Annotated in this window: 15 protein-coding genes and 1 pseudogene; 6 read left to right on the top strand and 10 right to left on the bottom strand. The window is 44.5% G+C overall.

Annotation, left to right across the window (positions count from 1 at the left end; genetic code table 11):
* Positions 1-70 precede the first annotated feature (70 nt).
* Positions 71-2626 (top strand): leucine--tRNA ligase, encoded by a 2556-nt coding sequence (gene leuS / locus QUA56_RS18005; RefSeq protein ID WP_333359971.1) that lies wholly within the window; start codon positions 71-73, stop codon positions 2624-2626.
* Positions 2627-2708: 82 nt separating this feature from the next.
* On the opposite strand, the gene QUA56_RS18010 is transcribed toward leuS, so the two are convergent.
* The gene (locus QUA56_RS18010; protein ID WP_333359973.1) at positions 2709-3512 is read right to left on the bottom strand and encodes a helix-turn-helix domain-containing protein; all 804 of its coding nucleotides are present in this window, start codon (positions 3510-3512) and stop codon (positions 2709-2711) included.
* A gap of 171 nt (positions 3513-3683) precedes the next feature.
* Here QUA56_RS18010 and QUA56_RS18015 point away from each other — a divergent pair, with 171 nt between their 5' ends.
* Together QUA56_RS18015 and QUA56_RS18020 are read left to right on the top strand one after the other, a co-directional pair.
* Positions 3684-4688 carry a site-specific DNA-methyltransferase gene (locus tag QUA56_RS18015; protein ID WP_333359976.1) on the top strand — a complete coding sequence of 335 codons (1005 nt, stop codon included), beginning with the start codon at positions 3684-3686 and terminating at the stop codon, positions 4686-4688.
* Between the two features lie 38 nt (positions 4689-4726).
* Positions 4727-5614: an alpha/beta hydrolase gene (locus tag QUA56_RS18020; RefSeq protein ID WP_333359978.1), complete on the top strand. Its 888-nt coding sequence runs from the start codon at positions 4727-4729 to the stop codon at positions 5612-5614.
* A 16-nt stretch (positions 5615-5630) separates the two neighbouring features.
* On the opposite strand, the gene QUA56_RS18025 is transcribed toward QUA56_RS18020, so the two are convergent.
* Positions 5631-6431 (bottom strand): SAM-dependent chlorinase/fluorinase, encoded by an 801-nt coding sequence (locus QUA56_RS18025; protein WP_333359981.1) that lies wholly within the window; start codon positions 6429-6431, stop codon positions 5631-5633.
* A gap of 17 nt (positions 6432-6448) precedes the next feature.
* Here QUA56_RS18025 and QUA56_RS18030 point away from each other — a divergent pair, with 17 nt between their 5' ends.
* Complete coding sequence (locus tag QUA56_RS18030; RefSeq protein ID WP_333359983.1) at positions 6449-7297, top strand: DUF3598 family protein; 849 nt, start codon at positions 6449-6451, stop codon at positions 7295-7297.
* A gap of 296 nt (positions 7298-7593) precedes the next feature.
* Here QUA56_RS18030 and QUA56_RS18035 read toward each other — a convergent pair whose 3' ends face one another.
* The 3 genes from QUA56_RS18035 to QUA56_RS18045 form a co-directional block, all read right to left on the bottom strand.
* Positions 7594-8271, bottom strand: coding sequence for a GIY-YIG nuclease family protein (locus tag QUA56_RS18035; RefSeq protein WP_333359987.1), 678 nt, complete (start codon positions 8269-8271; stop codon positions 7594-7596).
* A 138-nt stretch (positions 8272-8409) separates the two neighbouring features.
* On the bottom strand, positions 8410-9273 hold the full coding sequence (locus QUA56_RS18040) for an aldo/keto reductase (RefSeq protein ID WP_333359989.1): 864 nt from the start codon (positions 9271-9273) through the stop codon (positions 8410-8412).
* 219 nt (positions 9274-9492) lie between these two features.
* Positions 9493-10275: an ABC transporter permease gene (locus QUA56_RS18045; RefSeq protein ID WP_333359991.1), complete on the bottom strand. Its 783-nt coding sequence runs from the start codon at positions 10273-10275 to the stop codon at positions 9493-9495.
* 461 nt (positions 10276-10736) lie between these two features.
* On the opposite strand from QUA56_RS18045, the gene QUA56_RS18050 reads away from it, so the two are divergent.
* Complete coding sequence (locus QUA56_RS18050; RefSeq protein WP_333359993.1) at positions 10737-11810, top strand: radical SAM protein; 1074 nt, start codon at positions 10737-10739, stop codon at positions 11808-11810.
* 192 nt (positions 11811-12002) lie between these two features.
* Here the strand turns inward: QUA56_RS18050 and QUA56_RS18055 are convergent, their stop codons facing one another.
* The 5 genes and pseudogenes from QUA56_RS18055 to QUA56_RS18075 form a co-directional block, all read right to left on the bottom strand.
* Positions 12003-12734 carry a hypothetical protein gene (locus QUA56_RS18055; protein WP_333359995.1) on the bottom strand — a complete coding sequence of 244 codons (732 nt, stop codon included), beginning with the start codon at positions 12732-12734 and terminating at the stop codon, positions 12003-12005.
* A gap of 249 nt (positions 12735-12983) precedes the next feature.
* Positions 12984-13734, bottom strand: a pseudogene (locus tag QUA56_RS18060) (IS1 family transposase).
* Positions 13735-14112: 378 nt separating this feature from the next.
* The gene (locus QUA56_RS18065) at positions 14113-14388 is read right to left on the bottom strand and encodes a DUF433 domain-containing protein (RefSeq protein WP_333359997.1); all 276 of its coding nucleotides are present in this window, start codon (positions 14386-14388) and stop codon (positions 14113-14115) included.
* Positions 14389-14477: 89 nt separating this feature from the next.
* Positions 14478-14894 (bottom strand): PIN domain-containing protein, encoded by a 417-nt coding sequence (locus QUA56_RS18070; RefSeq protein ID WP_333360000.1) that lies wholly within the window; start codon positions 14892-14894, stop codon positions 14478-14480.
* Positions 14894-15121: a hypothetical protein gene (locus QUA56_RS18075; protein ID WP_333360002.1), complete on the bottom strand. Its 228-nt coding sequence runs from the start codon at positions 15119-15121 to the stop codon at positions 14894-14896. Before QUA56_RS18075 ends, QUA56_RS18070 begins: the two co-directional genes overlap by 1 nt.
* A 255-nt stretch (positions 15122-15376) precedes the next feature.
* Here QUA56_RS18075 and QUA56_RS18080 point away from each other — a divergent pair, with 255 nt between their 5' ends.
* Positions 15377-18271 (top strand): S-layer family protein, encoded by a 2895-nt coding sequence (locus tag QUA56_RS18080; protein WP_333360003.1) that lies wholly within the window; start codon positions 15377-15379, stop codon positions 18269-18271.
* The last annotated feature ends 23 nt before the right edge of the window (positions 18272-18294 follow it).

Consider the following 18294-nt stretch of genomic DNA (forward strand, 5'->3'; position numbering starts at 1 on the left):
GAATCGAGGCCCCTTGAATGTGCAAAAATGTTCAAGCAAACATTAGTAAATCCTACACGGAGCAATTGTTGTGGATTCCAGATATAACCCCCAATCCATAGAAGAAAAATGGCAGCAGACATGGGCTGAGCAAAACTTAGACCAGATGCCAGAAGATACCCAAAAGCCTAAATTTTATGCCTTATCCATGTTCCCCTATCCGTCGGGAAACTTGCACATGGGCCACGTCCGCAACTACACAATCATCGATGTAATTGCCAGACTCAAGCGAATGCAAGGCTATCGGGTATTGAATCCGATGGGATGGGACGCTTTTGGTTTGCCCGCAGAAAATGCAGCCATCGAGCGAGGAATTCCCCCTGCAAAATGGACGTATGAAAATATTGCCCAGATGAAAGGCTTATTTCGCCGCCTGGGTATTTCTTTCGACTGGACAAAAGAAGTTACAACTTGTTCTCCCGATTATTATCGGTGGACTCAATGGATTTTCTTGCAATTTTTAGAAGCAGGATTAGCTTATCAAAAAGAAGCAGCAGTTAATTGGGACCCGATCGACCAAACAGTCTTAGCAAACGAACAAGTCGATAACGAAGGTCGTTCCTGGCGTTCCGGTGCCAAAGTTGAGCGCAAATTATTGCGGCAGTGGTTCCTCAAAATTACCGATTATGCCGAACAGTTATTAAACGACTTAGACAAATTGCCCGATTGGCCAGAAAGAGTCAAATTAATGCAAGCCAACTGGATCGGCAAATCTGTCGGTGCTTACTTGGAATTTCCGATTGTCGGCATGGATGAAAAAATCGCCGTTTTCACCACACGTCCCGATACAGTTTACGGCGTCAGTTACCTTGTTTTAGCGCCGGAACATCCATTAACTAATCGCGTTACTACACCAGACAGAAAAGCCGCCGTCGAAACCTTTGCCAAAGAAGTCTCTGCCCAAAGCGAGATCGATCGCACAGCCGAAGACAAACCAAAGCGCGGCATCCCCACAGGCGGCAAAGCAATTAATCCTTTCAACGGCGAAGAAATTCCCATTTGGATTGCCGATTACGTGCTGTACGAATACGGCACCGGCGCAGTCATGGGAGTACCCGCCCACGACACGCGAGATTTCAAATTTGCCAATCAATATCAACTGCCAATTAAAGTAGTAATTGTGGATGATGATGAGCTGCCCTTGACCGAAGCTTACACAGAACCAGGAATTATGATTAATTCCGAAAGCTTCAACGGCATGGATTCAATTAAAGGCAAAGCAGCGATTATTCACCATGCCGAAAATTCAGGTTATGGCAAAGCGCGAGTGCAATATCGCTTGAGAGATTGGTTGATTTCTAGACAGCGTTATTGGGGCGCTCCGATTCCTGTAATTCACTGTCCCAACTGCGGCACAGTACCCGTACCCCAATCGGATTTGCCCGTATTATTGCCGGAAAATGTAGAATTTACTGGCAAAGGTTCGCCCTTGGCAAAGATGGAAGAATGGGTAAACGTTCCTTGTCCGAGTTGCGGCACTGCGGCGAAGCGGGAAACAGATACGATGGATACTTTTATCGATTCATCGTGGTATTTCTTGCGCTACCCCGATGCTCAAAATCAAGAGCAAGTCTTCGATAGGGCGAAGACAAATGATTGGATGCCCGTAGACCAATATGTGGGCGGCATCGAACACGCAATCTTGCACTTACTGTATTCGCGGTTCTTTACCAAGGTTTTGCGCGATCGGGGTTTGATCGATTGTGACGAACCATTTAAACGCCTGTTAACTCAAGGCATGGTGCAAGCAATGGCCTACAAAAACCCCGTTACGGGCAAATATGTTCCCCCAGCAGATATAGACCCCGAAAATCCCAAAGATCCTGAAACTGGTGAAGCTTTGGAAGTCTTCTACGAGAAGATGTCCAAATCAAAATATAACGGTGTTGACCCTTTGGAAGTTATGGGAAAATATGGGGTAGATACGGCGCGGATGTTTATTTTATTCAAAGCGCCTCCAGAGAAGGATTTAGAGTGGGACGACGCCGATGTGGAAGGGCAATTTCGCTTTTTAAATCGCGTTTGGCGTTTGGTGACAGAGTTTGCTCCACCCCCCCCTGCCCCCCCTTGCCAAGGGGGGGAGAAAGAGGTGTTAAGTAAACCTGAGAAGGATTTGCGGCGGGCGATTCACACTGCAATTAAGGAAGTTAGCGACGATTTGGAGGGCGATTATCAGTTCAATACTGCTGTTTCTGAAATGATGAAACTCAGCAATGCTTTGAATGATGCTAAATGTAAAGACTCGCCAGTTTATGCAGAAGGAATTAACACTTTGATTCGCTTGTTAGCGCCTTTTGCGCCGCATATTGCTGATGAGTTGTGGCACAATACTGGTAACAGTGAATCGGTGCATACGCAAACTTGGCCGAGTGTCGATCAGTCTGCATTAGTTACCGATGAAATTACTCTGGTAATTCAAGTTATGGGCAAGACTCGCGGCACAATTCAAGTGCCTTCGGGTGCTGATAAAGCTGCTTTAGAAAAGTTTGCTCGCGAGTCGGAGTTGGCCAAGCGTCACATTGAAGGTAAGGAGATTAAAAAGGTAATTGTAGTGCCTGGAAAGTTGGTTAATTTCGTGGTAGCTTGAGTGTAAAAGTCGCTACGTGTAGGCAACGTATCGCTTCTACACAAACACAACCTAATCTCCTTTAAACACTATCGGGCAACTATTATTTACTGTAAGAGTAGACAAGTTGCCCTTTTTTTACTAGCTTTAAGGGAATTTTAGGATTGTTTAGCGGCTCGTTTCTTAGCCTCACCTTTTCTTCCCATTCTTTAAATTTAGGTTCCAGCTTTTCAGGTGTAAGTTTATAAATCTCTTTGAGAGTTATGCCTTCATACAGTCCAATATACCAAGCTTCTACTCTGCGATATTTGTCAAGTATAATTTCATTCAAATGATGGTGAGTAGTGACCCCACCGCTTCTATTGAGAGCAATATTTATTGTTTTAAGTTCGTATTCTTTTCCTTCAGCATCAATAGCATCGTTTCCTTCACGCCCAGGCGATATCCGCAGCCCTAAAAGGATTAATAACTGTAAAGTCTTTCCCCCGTTATCTTGAAAAATATCCGCAATACCATATTCACTAGCCAGATTTTGCAATTCTTGGATGCTTTTCATAGCATTTTCTAGCCGTTTAGCATCTGAAATGCGTTCTTCTTCCGTGGTAACAGCCTCTTCAACCGGCTCCACAACAGAGGGAGAAACTGGTTCAGCTATCAGGGTGCTAATGAGAGCTGTACTCTCGCCGCTTTGGCTAAAACTGATTAAATAAGGAGCGGGTACATCGAGCGCTTCAGCTAGAGCGAAAATAACTTCAAAGGATGGCGATCTTTCACCGCGTTCCAATAAGCTGATATAGTCAGTAGTCTTGTCTATGAGTTCTGCTAACTCGTCCTGTGTCATCCTTTTTTCTCTGCGTAACTGACTTACCTTAGCCGCAAATTGTTGTCTGGCTTCTTTGTAATTCATACCCCTCACCCTTCATAAAAACGAACTGAAAGTTCGCTTTTTGAATGGTACGAAGAATTTATACACAAAACAACGTACTGAAAGTACGGATCAAATATAACTGAAAGTACGGATTTCGATATAATGACAGTAGGCTGTGTCTGTTGTACCTTAAACTAATCTAAATTAAACATGAGTAACCTTTTGCCCGCCCCAATTTACACCACCAAATACGGTCAATCTTATTTGGGAGATTCTCTTAATCTCCTGAATAATCTTGCTAGCAATTCTGTAGATTTGGTGATAACATCCCCTCCTTTTGCACTGCAACGCCAAAAGAGTTATGGAAATGAAGATCAAGATTTATATGTTGATTGGCTGCTGGGCTTTGCTCCTGAAATTAAAAGAGTTCTCAAGGATACTGGAAGTTTTGTTATAGACCTTGGAGGTGCTTATCAAAAAGGAATACCTATACGTTCGCTGTACAATTACCGCGTACTTATTAGGTTATGTGACGAATATGAATTTAAACTTGCTCAAGAATTTTTCTGGTTTAATCCTTCAAAACTTCCATCTCCTATAGAGTGGGTGAATAAAAAGAAAATCAGGGCTAAAGATTCTGTGAATACTGTTTGGTGGCTTTCCAAAACAAATCACCCTCAAGCGAATATTACTAAAGTCAAAGTAGAGTATTCTGAGAGAATGAAAAAACTTTTGAAAAATGCTGATGAATTTTACACGCCCAAAGAACGTCCTTCCGGTCACAATATTAGCGATCGATTTGCCAAAGATAATGGAGGTGCTATTCCATCTAATTTGCTAGAGATTTCTAATTCGGAAAGTAATTCTCAATACTTGCGTTGGTGCAAAGAGTTTAATGTTAAGGCGCATCCGGCACGTTTTCCCCAAAGATTACCGTCATTTTTTATAAATTTTCTTACTGAACCGGGAGACTTGGTAGTAGATATTTTTTCTGGATCTAATACTACGGGTCATGCAGCAGAAGAATTATTAAGAAACTGGATAAGCTTTGAAAAAGAAAAACAATATGTTGCTGCATCAATATTTAGATTTTTGCCTCAAGAATCTTTTTGGGAAGCGGATACAATATACAACCAATTGTTAAATGAGGAAGCATCAGGATTGATTTTACCTCAAAATAGGCTACTTTTTGAAGTTAATAATTATTGTTGTTAATTTGGATAAATAGTCGAATTGTTATTGGATTTTCCACAATGCTCGAAATACAAAATAGATACAGACATTGTTTGAAGTTGCTATCGTCTTTAGTAAAATTTTGGGCGATCGCCTACATTGCTGCCTGTATACTCTTGTTTATTCTGCAAACTCGTTTGATATTTCAGCCAACACCTGCAATCGCCAAAACACCGGATGCTTTTAACATCGCTTACCAAGAAGTTTGGTTGCCAGTTAAAACTCGATCGCCCAAAATTGAAAAACTGCACGGTTGGTGGCTGCCAGCCGCAAATCGACAATCATTAGGAACTCTATTGTACCTGCACGGCAGGGGTTTTAACATCGGTGCGAATATCAATCAATCTTACCGCTTTCGGCAATTGGGTTTTTCGGTTTTGCTGATTGATTACCGGGGTTACGGGCGCAGTCAAGGCAGCTTTCCCAGCGAAGCTCGGGTATATGAAGATGCGGAAACAGCTTATAATTATTTAGTGAAACAGCGGCAATTGTCGCCCAGCGAAATCTTTTTGTACGGTCATTCAATTGGAGGTGCTGTTGCTGTGGAATTAGCGATCGCACATCCAGAAGCTGCGGGATTAATTGTTCAAAGTTCGTTCACTTCAATGCTGGATATGGTAAAACGCTACAGTATGATGCGACTGTTTCCGGTGCGGCTGCTGCTGACGCAAAAATTTGATTCTTTGGCTAAGGTTAAATTGCTGCGAATTCCGGTTTTGTTCGCCCACGGAACTGCTGACCCTTTGATTCCCGCTGCGATGAGTAAACAGTTGTATGCTGCTTCTCCTGAACCTAAGAAAATTTTACTTGTTCCTAATGCTAAGCACAATAATGGAGATGCTTTTTTTAACAGTAGCGAATACCGCCAAATTCTTGTTGATTTTGCAGATAAATATAGAATGAGATGAGTGCCGATTACGCTCTCTATCTGTAAATTACTTGTACTTTATCTCCAAATTTTAGCTGCAAGACTGATTGAGCGCTGCCACCATTAACCGCAATTTCTACCCAACCGTCAGAACCAGTTATGGCAATTAAATCGCCCGGCTCGCTGTCGCTGTAGGTTTTACCGCTGGGGATGCGAATTGTATCAGAACTATTGCTAATTATTACTGACCAATTGTTACCTATAATGCAATCATTGGGGATATTAGTAATTAGATTGCCGAAGCGATCGCCATATTGAACACAACCTTCTATACCTGTGGCTGTAACGGTACAATTTGGTATCTGCAACTGCACTAAACTTGCGGGGTCGATGCACTCCCCCAACTCTTCCAAAGCCACCCCATTCGCCAAGTGAGCACCCGCTGCTGCAAAAATATCGCGACCGTGAAAAGTGCTGCTGGGTTGAGGCGATCGCCAGTATTTGGGGTTGGTGAGCTCGACAGAGGCGATCGCACTTTCCCGACTCAACACCCCGCTAAACAACCCGTTATCGGGCCCCACAAGCCAGCAATTAGCACATTGAATCGCAACCCCGCGTCTCTTGCTTCCCACCCCCGGATCGACGACCCCAATATGTACGGTTTCCGGGGGAAAATAAGCAAAAGCAGTCATCAAACAAAACCTCGCCGCTGCTATATTTTGAGAAGGTATTTGGTGCGTAATGTCAATGACTTTTAACTGCGGGTTAATTTGGGCGATCGCACCTTTCATCACTCCCACATAAACATCGCTTAATCCAAAATCCGTAAGCAGAGTTATAATTCTATTTTTAGACATATATCCACAGGTAAAATATGGTATCACAATGGGAAAACTTTCTGCAAAACTTGGGAGAATGGCACGGTTCATTCACTCAGCTATCAGCGCGAGGAGAGGTACTTCAAGATACTCCTAGCATTATTTCTCTCGAAGGTCTAAATGACAACAAAACTGTGAGATTGAAACTCCGTCGCTTTTCCCCAAATCCTAACGGTGTCGGCGAACCGGAAGTGAGCGAACTTGTTCGAGAATATCAGGGTTTGGGACGAGATATCTTGTTTTTTGAGAATGGAGATTTTTGTCAGGGAACTATTCAACTAGCGCCTTATTCTGAGTGCGGTGCCGAGTTTGGTTTTATCTACAATTATCGCAGATTGCGCTTCGTTCAGCTCTACAATACCGACGGCAATTTATCAAAACTTACCTTAATTCGGGAAAAGCAGCTTGATAAAAATGTCCCCGAACGTCCGCCTTTAACTGTTGAGGCTTTGCTGGGAGAATGGCAGGGCGAAGCGGTGACAATTTATCCAGATTATCGTCATCCTGATTCCTATTCTACCAATTTACAATTGCATTTGGAAAGTGGCGATCGCCTAATTCAAAAAATTACTTTTGGCAGTAATGCTACTGTTATCAGTTCTAGCGCCCGCATTGACGGTTCTGTATTAAATTTTAACGAAAGTGCTTCGCCCGTGCAAGTTGTGCTCCTTCCTGACGGCGGTTCTTGCACTTTACCTGTCAAAGTTGAATTCAGAAAACCTATATTTTTCGAGGCCGGTTGGTTGGTAGAACCTGACTTGCGGTTTCGGATGATTCGCAGTTATAACGATCGGGGTGAATGGATCAGTTTGACTTTAGTTACTGAACGAAAAATTAGTCATTAGTCATTAGTTAGTAGGGGTGGGTTGGGAGCATCCCAATTTGGTAAAAAGCGTTTTTTAGGAGTGCGAGCGTCTCGCTCGCGATAAAAGCCGTTCGCTATGGACGCTCGCACGCTATATCATCCAAATATATTATTCTGATGCAACCGTCCACGATCTGAAAGCAAAAATGGGATGCTCCCGGCGGGTTTTATCCTAGATATTTATAGGTAACTCAGGAAATAGATAAACCCGCCCTTTGGATTTGATGCTCTTCCAGTCGGCTTTACGGCGGACGAAAGTTTAGGTAGCAGCGAATTTTATTCGCCGGATTTTGTTTCCTGAGTTTGCGATTGAATCACGGCACTCCAGTCATCATTGTTAACAGCAGCTTCCAAATCATTAGCGCGTTCGCCGTCTATTTTGGCTGCAGTTTCTAACTCTTTGGTAAGAGTAGAATCGGCCATTGCTTTGCGTAATTTTAGCTTCTTTTCTTCATAAGCTTTTTGTTCTTCAGCAGACATAGCAGCGCGCGCTGCTTGGCCTACCGTAGCCGCCCACATTTCGCTGTCAGCACCGTTTCCAGGCGGAATGCTGCCAATTTCTTCTATCCAAGCATCCCGCAAACTTTCCATTTCTTCCCGCTTTGGGAATTTGAAAGTTTGCACGCGCAGGAAAGCGCAATTTTCGACGCCATTTTGGGCGATGTGACCGTTGATTGAAAGCAGGATATTTCGCGAATAACCGATAAACTGAGTGTTGCGGGAAGTATCCATTACAGCGTAAACGCCGGCGACTTTCGCGTTAGTTGCTAAAGCACGCCACGTATCGATCGACATTACTTGCGTCCCGTCATTTTCTAATTCAGAAATAGCGGCCGCTGCGCTGTGTTCTGAGTCGGAACTGTATAAAAAGTTGTGCAGTCCTTCATGGGCCACAGGTACGTTTTGATGTTCAATTGCTACGTCTCGATCGGCATTCACTTGATTAGCTTCCATTAAATTCAATTCCTCAAAAAATGTCAACTTTACTCATTAAATCCCACTTTCAAGGGCGGGCAAGATGCCCACCCCACAATAAAGTTCTCGTGGAACAGGCATCTTGCCTGTTCTATTGTTTTTTTTGCCCTTACCTACTTAACTTACGGCAATTTGTTGCAATTCCTCGTCAGTCAATTTAACTTCGAGCGCCCGCACAGAGTCCTCAATACTCGATACTTTTGTCGCACCGGGAATCGGAACGATGCAGGGCGATTTTGCCATCAACCAAGCTAATACTATACAGTAAACTGAAACGTTTTTTTCTGCTGCTAATTTGGCGATCGCGGGCATATCTTGCAAGCTTGTGGCGCGGCGGCTTCCTCCCAGAGGGCTCCAAGGAAAAAATGTCAGTTTTTCGGTTTCGCAATATTCCAGAACGCCGTCTGATTCCGGCTGTCTGTGCCACGGATTGTATTGATTCTGAACCGAGACAATTTCTACTGTATCGCGGGCGCGTTTGATTTGCTCTACAGAAAAGTTGGAAACTCCAATAAATCGAATCATTCCTGCTTCTACCGCTTCTTTTGCAGGTGCTAGGGCTGCTTCGATGGTATAAGCCGGATCGGGCGAGTGATATTGCCAAAGGTCGATCGGTTCCTGGCCCCCGAACGCTTCAAAACTTTCGCGAATTGTCTTGCGTAAATGGTGGGGGTTGCCGTTGCGCGTCCACGCACCTTGAGGCCGCATTAAGCCGCCTTTAGTGGCGACGGTGACAGCTCTGATATCTCCAGTATACTGTTGTAAAGCTTTGGCAATCAGTTCTTCGTTATGGTGTTTGTCGGATTGATCTTGGCAGTAGGAATCTGCGGTGTCAATTAGGGTGACACCCAAATCGAGGGCGCGGTGAATTACCGCAATTGATTGCGATTCTGGCGGCCGGCCGCTTAAGGACATCGGCATACCTCCAATACCGATCGCGCTGATAGTAAAATTAGTGTTTCCCAGTTGTTTTCTTTTCATTCATTTGCCCTCGTTTGCGTGGTTTATTTACTGTTGAGATTTCAAGAATATAAGGCTCTGTTGAAATTTTACATTTTTTTAAAGTATATAAGTAGATAGGAAAAAAATCTTGTATAAATTTGTAAGAGCTGGTAAGGCAAGGAACTCTTGTAGAAGCGAGTTAACTGTTTCGCGCACGCCCCCCTCCCCACGCGATGTTATGTGTAGCTAGCTACTTAACTAGCTGGAAGCGCTGGTGTAAAAGCGGAGTGCAAATTGCCAGAAGTAGCGGGAAGCGCACAAAAGCCCGATCGCTAATATTCCAGCCCCTGCTATCCAAACTATATCACCTCTGCCCAGCATTGCTTCTGCCGGTACTGTGGTGAAGAAGGCGACGGGGACTACGAATGTGAAGAAAAATCGGTAAGCTGCGGGATAAGCTGCCATTGGAAATCTACCGGCTTCTAACAATCCTCTGAGAACTTCCGTAACATTGTAAATTTTGACAAACCAAATACTCATAGCACCTAACATAAACCAGATACTGTAAAGACTTACCATGCCAAATAACAGCGGTATTGCTGTTAAAAAATAGTTGCCGATTTCTATTCCCAACTTGTTAGCAGCATACAGCATCAATACGGCGCCGAAGATGATATCGGGTATTCCCCAAGGGGAAACCGTGTTTGCAGACAGCCAGAATTGAGAACTAATTGGTTTCAGGAGGACAAAATCGAGGGTGCCTTGCTGCACTCGATCGACAATACGGCTGAGGTTGGGCGCGAGAAAGGTTGACGCAAACCCCTGCAAAATCGTAAAAATGCCGAGTACAACTAAAGCCTCTTCCCATTTCCAGCCCGAAAACGTGTAGCCGGTACGGTAGAACAAAAACAGCCCGAACAAGCTGCCAGCAAGATTTCCGAGGCTGCTGAGGGCCGCGAGGACAAAGTTGATTCGGTATTCTAGTTCCGCTGCGATCGCCGCACCCCAGAATAATTTCAGTACGTGCCAATATCGTCTCATATTTGTCGCCATTTTTTGCCGTTGAAATACTTAAATTCCCTCATATTGTAAAGGTTGTGTGAAGTCAACTGCTGTACAGGTCGCTCATTTCACGATAACTTTAAGTTATTGATACCGATTACTTAAGTATTTTTACCGACACTAAAGCAATAATTATTTAACAAGTTTTAAATAATTATTGCAATTCATTAATTCAACTCAATCTCCAGCCGATATTCTTGACCAGTTATTAAGCTTCATTCATATTTTAACAGAAAATATCGCTCGATACATTGCAAATACTAATATGTTACAACCCTTAATATTATAAATATTTCAAAAACATCTAGCCATACCCAAAAGCAACACTTAGGATAGTGCATACGTACTTGTAAGGAATACGTAATCACTAATACGTAATAATACGTATAAAAGAGGGTTCGATAAATTGACTTAAGTAACAACACGTAAGGGAAAAAGACATGGATGCTTTAACATTATCCAGACTGGGCGTCAAGCACACCAAGAGTGCAGTAGCCGAATCGCTGCGGATCAATACAGGATACGACCTGACCAGCCCAGTCACTTTTTACGGGATTGTCAACGAGCGCTGCAACGTTAAATGCCGCCAGTGCGAGTATTGGCGCCTCAAAGAATATAAAGACGAAATGACGATCGAAGAATGGCAAAATGCCCTCTTAAGCGTCAAAGAATTTGTGGGCGAATTTTCCATCAACTTTAGCGGCGGCGAACCTTATATTAAAAAAGGTTTTCTAGACTTGCTAACTTTTGCTAACAAGAACGGCATCCACGCCGGCGTAACCACCAACGGCTATTGCATGACGAGGGAAAATGCGGCGAAAACTGTGGCGGCGCGTCCTTTTAATGTGAATATTTCCGTTGACGGGCCGAATGCAGAACTGCACGATTATTTGCGGGGTCAACCGGGATTATTCGATCGGCTTTCTAAAGGAATCGGTTATCTGCGCGAGGAACAGGAAAAACAGAACGTCCTGTTTCCCATCAACGTCAAACCGACGATGAATCGACTCAATTTCCGCCACCTTGAGGAGATAGTAACCTGGGCCAAAGAAATTGGAGCCACGACGGTAAACTTCCAACCAGTCAACCGCTGGACGCCAGAAACCTATTCGGAATTGTGGATTGAAGAAGAAGACAGGGAAGAATTTTCACAGGTAATTGAGCGCTTAATTGAGATGAATAAAAACGGCGCGCCAATTATGAACAGCGACGAAGTGCTGCGTTTGATGGTGCCTCACTTCGCGGAAGAAAAAGCTCCCGATTCAACTCGTCCTTGTCGCGTTGGACTTCGCAATTACTGGATTGATACGCGCGGCGATGTGAAATTGTGCGATGAGTTTCCGGTGATTGGTAATGTTAAAAACGCCAGCGCCCGCGAGATTTGGTACGGCGAAAAAGCGCAGGAAGTGCGCCGCGATACTTTGAATTGCGGTAAGCTTTGTCTGATTACTTGTGTCTCGCAAAAGACAATTTTGGACAAGCTAAAAATGGGTATGAAACTGTTGAATAATTGAGGTGTGAGTAGTGTTAGTATTGCTTGTGTTCATGATGGCCGGGTTTTGTCAGAAACCCGGTTTTTTGTTTGATGAATTGTATTCCCGTTCGGTTTTCCTAAAGGACACGGCAATGCCGTGTCCTTTAGGAATACAATGTTTTGTATCAGTCGTAGGGTGCGTGACGGTGAAAAATCATTGCACCGCACTGCTTTACCTAGGCAATATTTTTCTTACCAGCGACAGGATTCTGGGGGATATTTTTCTCGCCAGCGGCAGGATACCCAGTATGAGCAGGCCAAATCCCAAACCGAACAGCAGACTCCAGAGAATAGTCGCAGAAAAGGGATGTAGCGGTAGAGAAAAATCGGGTTGCCATTTAATTGGTTTATCCTTGATTAGAGGATAGGCGGCTGAAAAGATTTGTCCGCAGCCGATCGCAGTTCCGACAAAAAAGATGGTATTCTCAAGTTGGCGATCGCGCGTATTTTCCGCTTCTTCCTGTTCAGTGTCAAATTCCACTTGTTCGATTTCCACCATCCCTCGCACAGTGGATATCGACTGCTGGAACAAATCTTGGCTAGCAATCAGGTAGCCTAAATCTATTTCAATTTGCCGCTGATATTTATTCTCAGCCACATCTAGAAACTTCTGCAAAAAGTCAATATTATCGCCGTCGATGCACAAACTTGTAATTTTTGTCAAGGCCTCACTATAATTTTCAGCATTAGTATCAATCGTGTTTCTGTCTTCTTGCAAATATCGCACTTGCTGAGCACAATCAAACATTTTGGTGCGGACTTCAGCCAGCAAGTCCTTTAATTTCTGCAACTTAACTTGTCTATCATGTTCCCTTTCTATTTGACTGAATTCAGGAAGCTTCTTTTCTAACTCGCTGACTATTTGCTGTGCTTTGCGATACTTTTTCCTAGCTTCGCGATACACAAATACGATTTTAGCGCGAGAACAAAGTAGATTTATCAAGTAAAAGTTAAACGTCGCTGGTGCGGAGTTCAAAGTTTGGGGATTTTGTTTCAACCATACTAGAATATGACACCGCTGACGCGCATCATTTTCTCGGCTGTCATACTCAAAAATCGGACTTCCAAATAACTTTCCTTCGGTGCAAAAGTTTACTGATGCTTGCTGTTTATGGTAGTGCCCTGAAGGAAAGGATCAAAAAATCAACCAAATTCAAATAAAAGTAGGCATCTGGAGTTGTAAATTATCATTATAATGATGTACAAAACGCCCCCATTGCAGCAATATGATTTTCTAATTTTTTAGAGAAGGCTAAGCTCTTTCTTACCAACGCTTGATACTCGTTGTCGAATAGTACAGTTGAAGCGCTCGATATAGCTAGTACAACCACTATCGAGAGTCTACACGGCGCGATGACGAATGCTTGGCAATACAGAATCATAAGCACTCCAATGGTCGGTATAAATTACTGCCGATTGGCGGTAAACTGGTGGCATTGAATTCCATAAAGCACTCTTCTGATACTGCGCTACGATCTCCAATGTGTACACCAACAATTTCCCTAGTCTGGGCATCCTATGCCAGCCATACCCACTGCTGATTTCCTTTATTATCGACTCTCCGACCATAGCTCATCCATCTGAACACTCAAGCGCTTTTTTGCCTTGGGACTCACCTCCACTTGCTTCTTAACAGCAACAGAAGCGGCATTTACGTGGCGCTGCACTGTATCTTCTGACACTTGTAATACCCGAGCAATCCCGGCCTGGGAAATACGTTCGCATTTGCATCCGTGACATTAACTCTTCTTGTTCTTTAGTAATAGCTTTCCATGTCGGATTCAAAACAAATTGACGGCCACATTCTCGACATTTGTAATGAAAGTTTGTGATGCCGAGTTTGACCGTTACGACTGACTGTTTCGCTCGCCACAATTAGGACAATGGGGAATTTCTACTGTCATCTCACTAATGGTAAACACTTCTCTATAATAGTAGCTTACTCTATCCTTTCCTTCAGGGCACTACCAACTTTAGTACCCTTTTTTGTGTTCATGACTGTAATTTGCTCTCAAAAACCAAGAGTGAATATTGATAGTTAACAATTAAACTAGCCCTGCCGGTCAAGCCTGACAAGGACTTGATTGATATTTTGACATATTTTTTCAATTTCTTTGACTGATTTAGCTATTGATTTAGCATACCAAGTAAGGAAGAACCTAAAGAAGTGTTAATTGCCATTTGAGTTTCCCTAATTAATTCTTCCTATTTAAAGCCTATCTAAAGGATAGCAAGTCATGTCCAAACAATCGGCTCCGCGCAGAATTATATCGCCTGTAACCTCAACATTGCCTGAGCCATTCACAACTTGCAATGTCGAACAGTTTCCAAGCGGATAAGGTCACAGTCATAAACCGACGCTCGCGGTCAGCAGCATAAGCAATGCAGGCTTTTAAATCTTGTCGCGTCAGATCAGGGAAATCGTCCAGAATTTCTGCTTCGGTCATCTCGGAAGCCCGGTACTCAAGCACTTCATAAACCGTAATTCGCAAGCCGCGTACACAAGGCTTACCACCGCGTTTATTTGCTTCGATCGTGATGTGGTTTCGGTAGTTCATCGTGTTCTCGACCTTTGCCAAATCTTAGCCTGTGGCTGCGGATCTGGCAAGGTTGTTAATCTTGTTTTTAATACGATTTAACCCCTATTCTACGTCCCTAACTGCTGCAACAACTCTTGAATGGATAAAACAGGTATAGGCGAACTCAAAAAACCTTTATTATCGCGGGTCAGAATCGCATCCAACCCTTGAGCAACTGCACCAAAAATTTGAACAGCATCTTCAAAATCAACCAAACCAGAGTTGAAAGCTGATTCCAAAACGGCTCGATCAATAGGACAAATGACCATAGCGGTCAGCGTTTCTGAAACCGCTTGCCGTGCTTGCTCAACGCTGCGAGTATGTTTGCGAGAAATGTAGAAAATATCCGTGAGCGTTGTCGCCGTAACATAACCGATGAGTTGCCCAGCATCAATCGCTTGAAACAACAACTCTGCGTCTTGGAAAAATGGCTCTCGCTGTAACAGAAAATCTAGGACAATGTTGGTATCAATTAAAACTCTCACTAAAGATACTTCTCCACTCGTCGCGCTTCCAACATTGCAGCCACGTCCTCATCTGTCGGTGCGGGTTGGTCTGTCTTTAGCAAGCCTCGCATCCGCTGAATCGCACCAGAACGATCGGCCCCGGTAACTGGCCGATCTTGTAAGGACTCAATGATGGCGCCCACTAACGCAAGGCGATCGCTCGGTGGCAGTTTGAAGACGTGCTCCTTGACTTCTTGTAGTAACATAGACGGCTCCTAAGATTGAAGGTGTCTACCATCTAGTATGAATGATCGGACGCATATTCTACACACATATTTAAACAGAAACAGATTTCCTCAGCCGTCGCACTGAAAAAAGCTATCTTTATTATATTGGGGAAAAGTCCACTTTAGGGGTGAAAGAGAGTCGATCGAACACTGGGGCGATCGCACTGATATAATCCAAATATATAATTCTGATGGAACCGGAAACGATATTATTTATCTAACAGGATTTAAGCTATGTCTCGCCTGTCTTCCGGCCTACTGTTTGTTTTCTTATTGCTATTTCCCTCGAAAACCTTCGCCCAAATCATTCCCGATAATACCCTGGGGCCGGAAAGTTCGCGCACAGTTGCCGATACTATCAACAATTTACCCTCCGATAGAATCACTGGCGGCGCAATTCGCGGCGTTAACCTCTTTCATAGTTTCGGGGAATTCAACATTAAAGGCGGGCGGGGAGCCTATTTTGAAAATCCCAGCGGAATTGCCAACATCTTCACCCGCGTTACAGGCGGCAACCCCTCTAATATTTTAGGAACTCTGGGAGTTTTAGGCAACGGAAACTTATTTTTAATTAACCCAAAAGGGATTGTCTTCGGCCCCAATGCGCGGTTAGATTTGCGCGGTTCGTTTATTGGTTCAACGGCTGACAGTATTGTGTTTAATAACGGCGTTGAATTCAGCAGCACCAACCCGCAAACATCCCCGCTATTAACAGTTAATATTCCCGTTGGTTTAAGATTTCGCGAGAATCCGGGTACAATTGTCAATCGTTCGACCGCTTTAGAAAAGGTAAACATCCCAGCCTCTGCTGTGCCAATCCCAATTAGCGATCGAGTTGGTTTAGCAGTAGAACCAGGTCAAACTTTAGCACTCATTGGCGGCGACATCCAACTCCAAGGCGGCAATTTAACCGCCAGCAGCGGACAAATTTTACTCGGTAGCGCAGCCAGTCCCGGTTTAGTTAATTTCGCACTGACACCGGGGGAAAAGGGAAATTTAACTTTAAATTATGACAATATTCAAAACTTCGGCAATATTCAAATATCCGATGGATCGCTGATCGATACCAGCGGAACGGGTGGCGGTAGAGTAGAGTTAAAAGGTGGAAATGTCGCCCTCAGCGGTGCGCGAATTTATGCGCTGACACTGGGAAATATTGATGGTAGAGATATCGATATCAGCGCTCAAAAGTTGCGAGTGGAAAATGGCACGCAATTTTCTACCCTGACTCTAGGAGATGGTGCAGGAGGTAATATCAACTTCCGGGCTGCTGATTCAGTAGAAATCAGCGGGCTGGGAGTTGAGGGCTATCAACAGGTTGCAATTAAATATTTGGTATCGGGAACTACAGACCCCTTTGACCCGCTATTTGTGCTGTTTAATGGTAGTGCTGGTGCTGGTTCGGGGGGGAATATTACGATCGACACCGGCCGCCTGCTCTTCAACAATGGGGTAGTAGGTAGCGGCATCACTTTTGGTGGTGGAAGGGGCGGCAATTTAATCATTCGCGCCAATACTTTTGAGATGGTGGGTTCTGGAATTAACAACGGGACAGCTAAAGAAAGTACCGGTGCGGGAGGAAGTATTAGTGTTGATGTCGCCAGATTAATTATGCGCGACGGTTCTCTTTTGAGTACCACAAGCTACAGCAGCGGCCCCTCGGGGAATATCAACATTAATGCTGCTGAATCAGTAGAATTGTCTAACAGCGGGCCGACAACAGTTGTGTCCACCGGAATTAGCACGCTGAGTATCGGTTCTAACGGCAGGGCGGGGAATATTAACGTCGATACCAAGCGGTTGACTCTCTCTGGGGGTTCTGCGTTTACAGTAGGAACGGGTGTGTTAATTGGCAGGTTTTTGTTTTCTAGGGATGGGGGGCCTGCTGGAAATTTAACAGTTAGGGCTACTGAATCAGTAGAAGTTTCAGGCATTTCTCAACTTTTGAGCAGCGGAATTCAGAGTGCTAGTGCGCTGAGTTCTGGAACTTTGAGCTCTAGTCGGGGCGGGGATATTCGCATTGATACGCCAAGCCTAACTGTGCGGGATGGAGGGGTAGTTTCTACGAGTTCTTTGGGGGTGGGAGATGTGGGGAATATTACTGTTAATGCCGATCGCATTGAGGTCAGCGGCAGCGGAAATAACGGTCTGTTTGTCAGTACAATTGATGCTTCTGTGGGCAAGATATTTGGTACTAATCCCAATGCTACGGCAAATGCCGGTTCGTTGAATCTGAATGCCGATCGATTAATTGTCAGAGATGGAGCTACAGTGACAGTGCAGGCTACGGGAACCGGACGCGCTGGTAATATCAATGTTGTCGCAAATTCGATCGATCTTGACAACAAAGCAATGATTGACGGCACGACTGTATCCGGTACAGGAGCAAATATTAACCTGCAAGCGCGACAGATCCAATTGCGCCGCAACAGCCGAATTACCACCGATGCAGGCAGTTCTGACGGCGGCAATATTAACATCAACAGCAACATTCTTGTCGCCCTCCCGCAAGAAAACAGCGACATTACAGCCAACGCCCGCACAGCAGGCGGCGGCCGCGTGAATATCAATGTCCCCAATGTCTTCGGCTTTACAGCAGCGAGTCGCGAACAAGTCAGAAACAGGTTGGGGCTCAGTGACGCCCAATTTGCAGCGTTGCAAGTAAGTCCTACATCTCTGCTTCCAAGCAGCGACATCGCCGCGATTTCCCAAAGTGTCGGCCCGGCTTTGCAAGGGGCGGTAACATTTAGTTCTTTTGGAGTGAATCCCGCTCAAGGTTTAGTGGAACTGCCGCAAAATGTGGTCAATCCGGCTGCGTTAATTGCTGCAAATCCCTGCATCCGAGGGGCCGAGAACGAGTTTACTGTGACTGGACGGGGGGGAGTGCCACCGAGTCCTAATGATGTTCTCAGCAGCAATTCTAGCCAGTTTAATTGGGTGGAACCAGCGGTAGGTGGAAGTCAGCAAGTAGAAGGCCTCATAGCACCCATAGAAGTTCGGCCAACAGAAATTATTCCCGCTCAAGGTTGGGTAATGGACGATCGAGGACAAGTAACGCTGGTAGCCTATAATTCTGGTGGTGCATCTATTCTCCGTCCGAAACCGACGGGTGTTTGCGTACCTCGATAGGTACTCTTTAGGTTTTAGCTAAC

Source organism: Microcoleus sp. N3A4, from assembly GCF_036701805.1.
Lineage (GTDB): Bacteria > Cyanobacteriota > Cyanobacteriia > Cyanobacteriales > Microcoleaceae > Microcoleus.

Excerpts from the sequence above, each read along its gene's own strand:
- QUA56_RS18040 (WP_333359989.1), bottom strand. The coding sequence starts at position 9,273 with ATGAAAAGAAAACAACTGGGAAACACTAATTTTACTATCAGCGCGATC.
- QUA56_RS18065 (WP_333359997.1), bottom strand. The coding sequence starts at position 14,388 with ATGAACTACCGAAACCACATCACGATCGAAGCAAATAAACGCGGTGGT.
- QUA56_RS18080 (WP_333360003.1), top strand. The coding sequence starts at position 15,377 with ATGTCTCGCCTGTCTTCCGGCCTACTGTTTGTTTTCTTATTGCTATTT.
- QUA56_RS18015 (WP_333359976.1), top strand. The coding sequence starts at position 3,684 with ATGAGTAACCTTTTGCCCGCCCCAATTTACACCACCAAATACGGTCAA.
- QUA56_RS18020 (WP_333359978.1), top strand. The coding sequence starts at position 4,727 with ATGCTCGAAATACAAAATAGATACAGACATTGTTTGAAGTTGCTATCG.
- QUA56_RS18025 (WP_333359981.1), bottom strand. The coding sequence starts at position 6,431 with ATGTCTAAAAATAGAATTATAACTCTGCTTACGGATTTTGGATTAAGC.
- QUA56_RS18045 (WP_333359991.1), bottom strand. The coding sequence starts at position 10,275 with ATGAGACGATATTGGCACGTACTGAAATTATTCTGGGGTGCGGCGATC.
- QUA56_RS18075 (WP_333360002.1), bottom strand. The coding sequence starts at position 15,121 with ATGTTACTACAAGAAGTCAAGGAGCACGTCTTCAAACTGCCACCGAGC.
- QUA56_RS18050 (WP_333359993.1), top strand. The coding sequence starts at position 10,737 with ATGGATGCTTTAACATTATCCAGACTGGGCGTCAAGCACACCAAGAGT.
- QUA56_RS18010 (WP_333359973.1), bottom strand. The coding sequence starts at position 3,512 with ATGAATTACAAAGAAGCCAGACAACAATTTGCGGCTAAGGTAAGTCAG.
- QUA56_RS18035 (WP_333359987.1), bottom strand. The coding sequence starts at position 8,271 with ATGGAAGCTAATCAAGTGAATGCCGATCGAGACGTAGCAATTGAACAT.
- QUA56_RS18030 (WP_333359983.1), top strand. The coding sequence starts at position 6,449 with ATGGTATCACAATGGGAAAACTTTCTGCAAAACTTGGGAGAATGGCAC.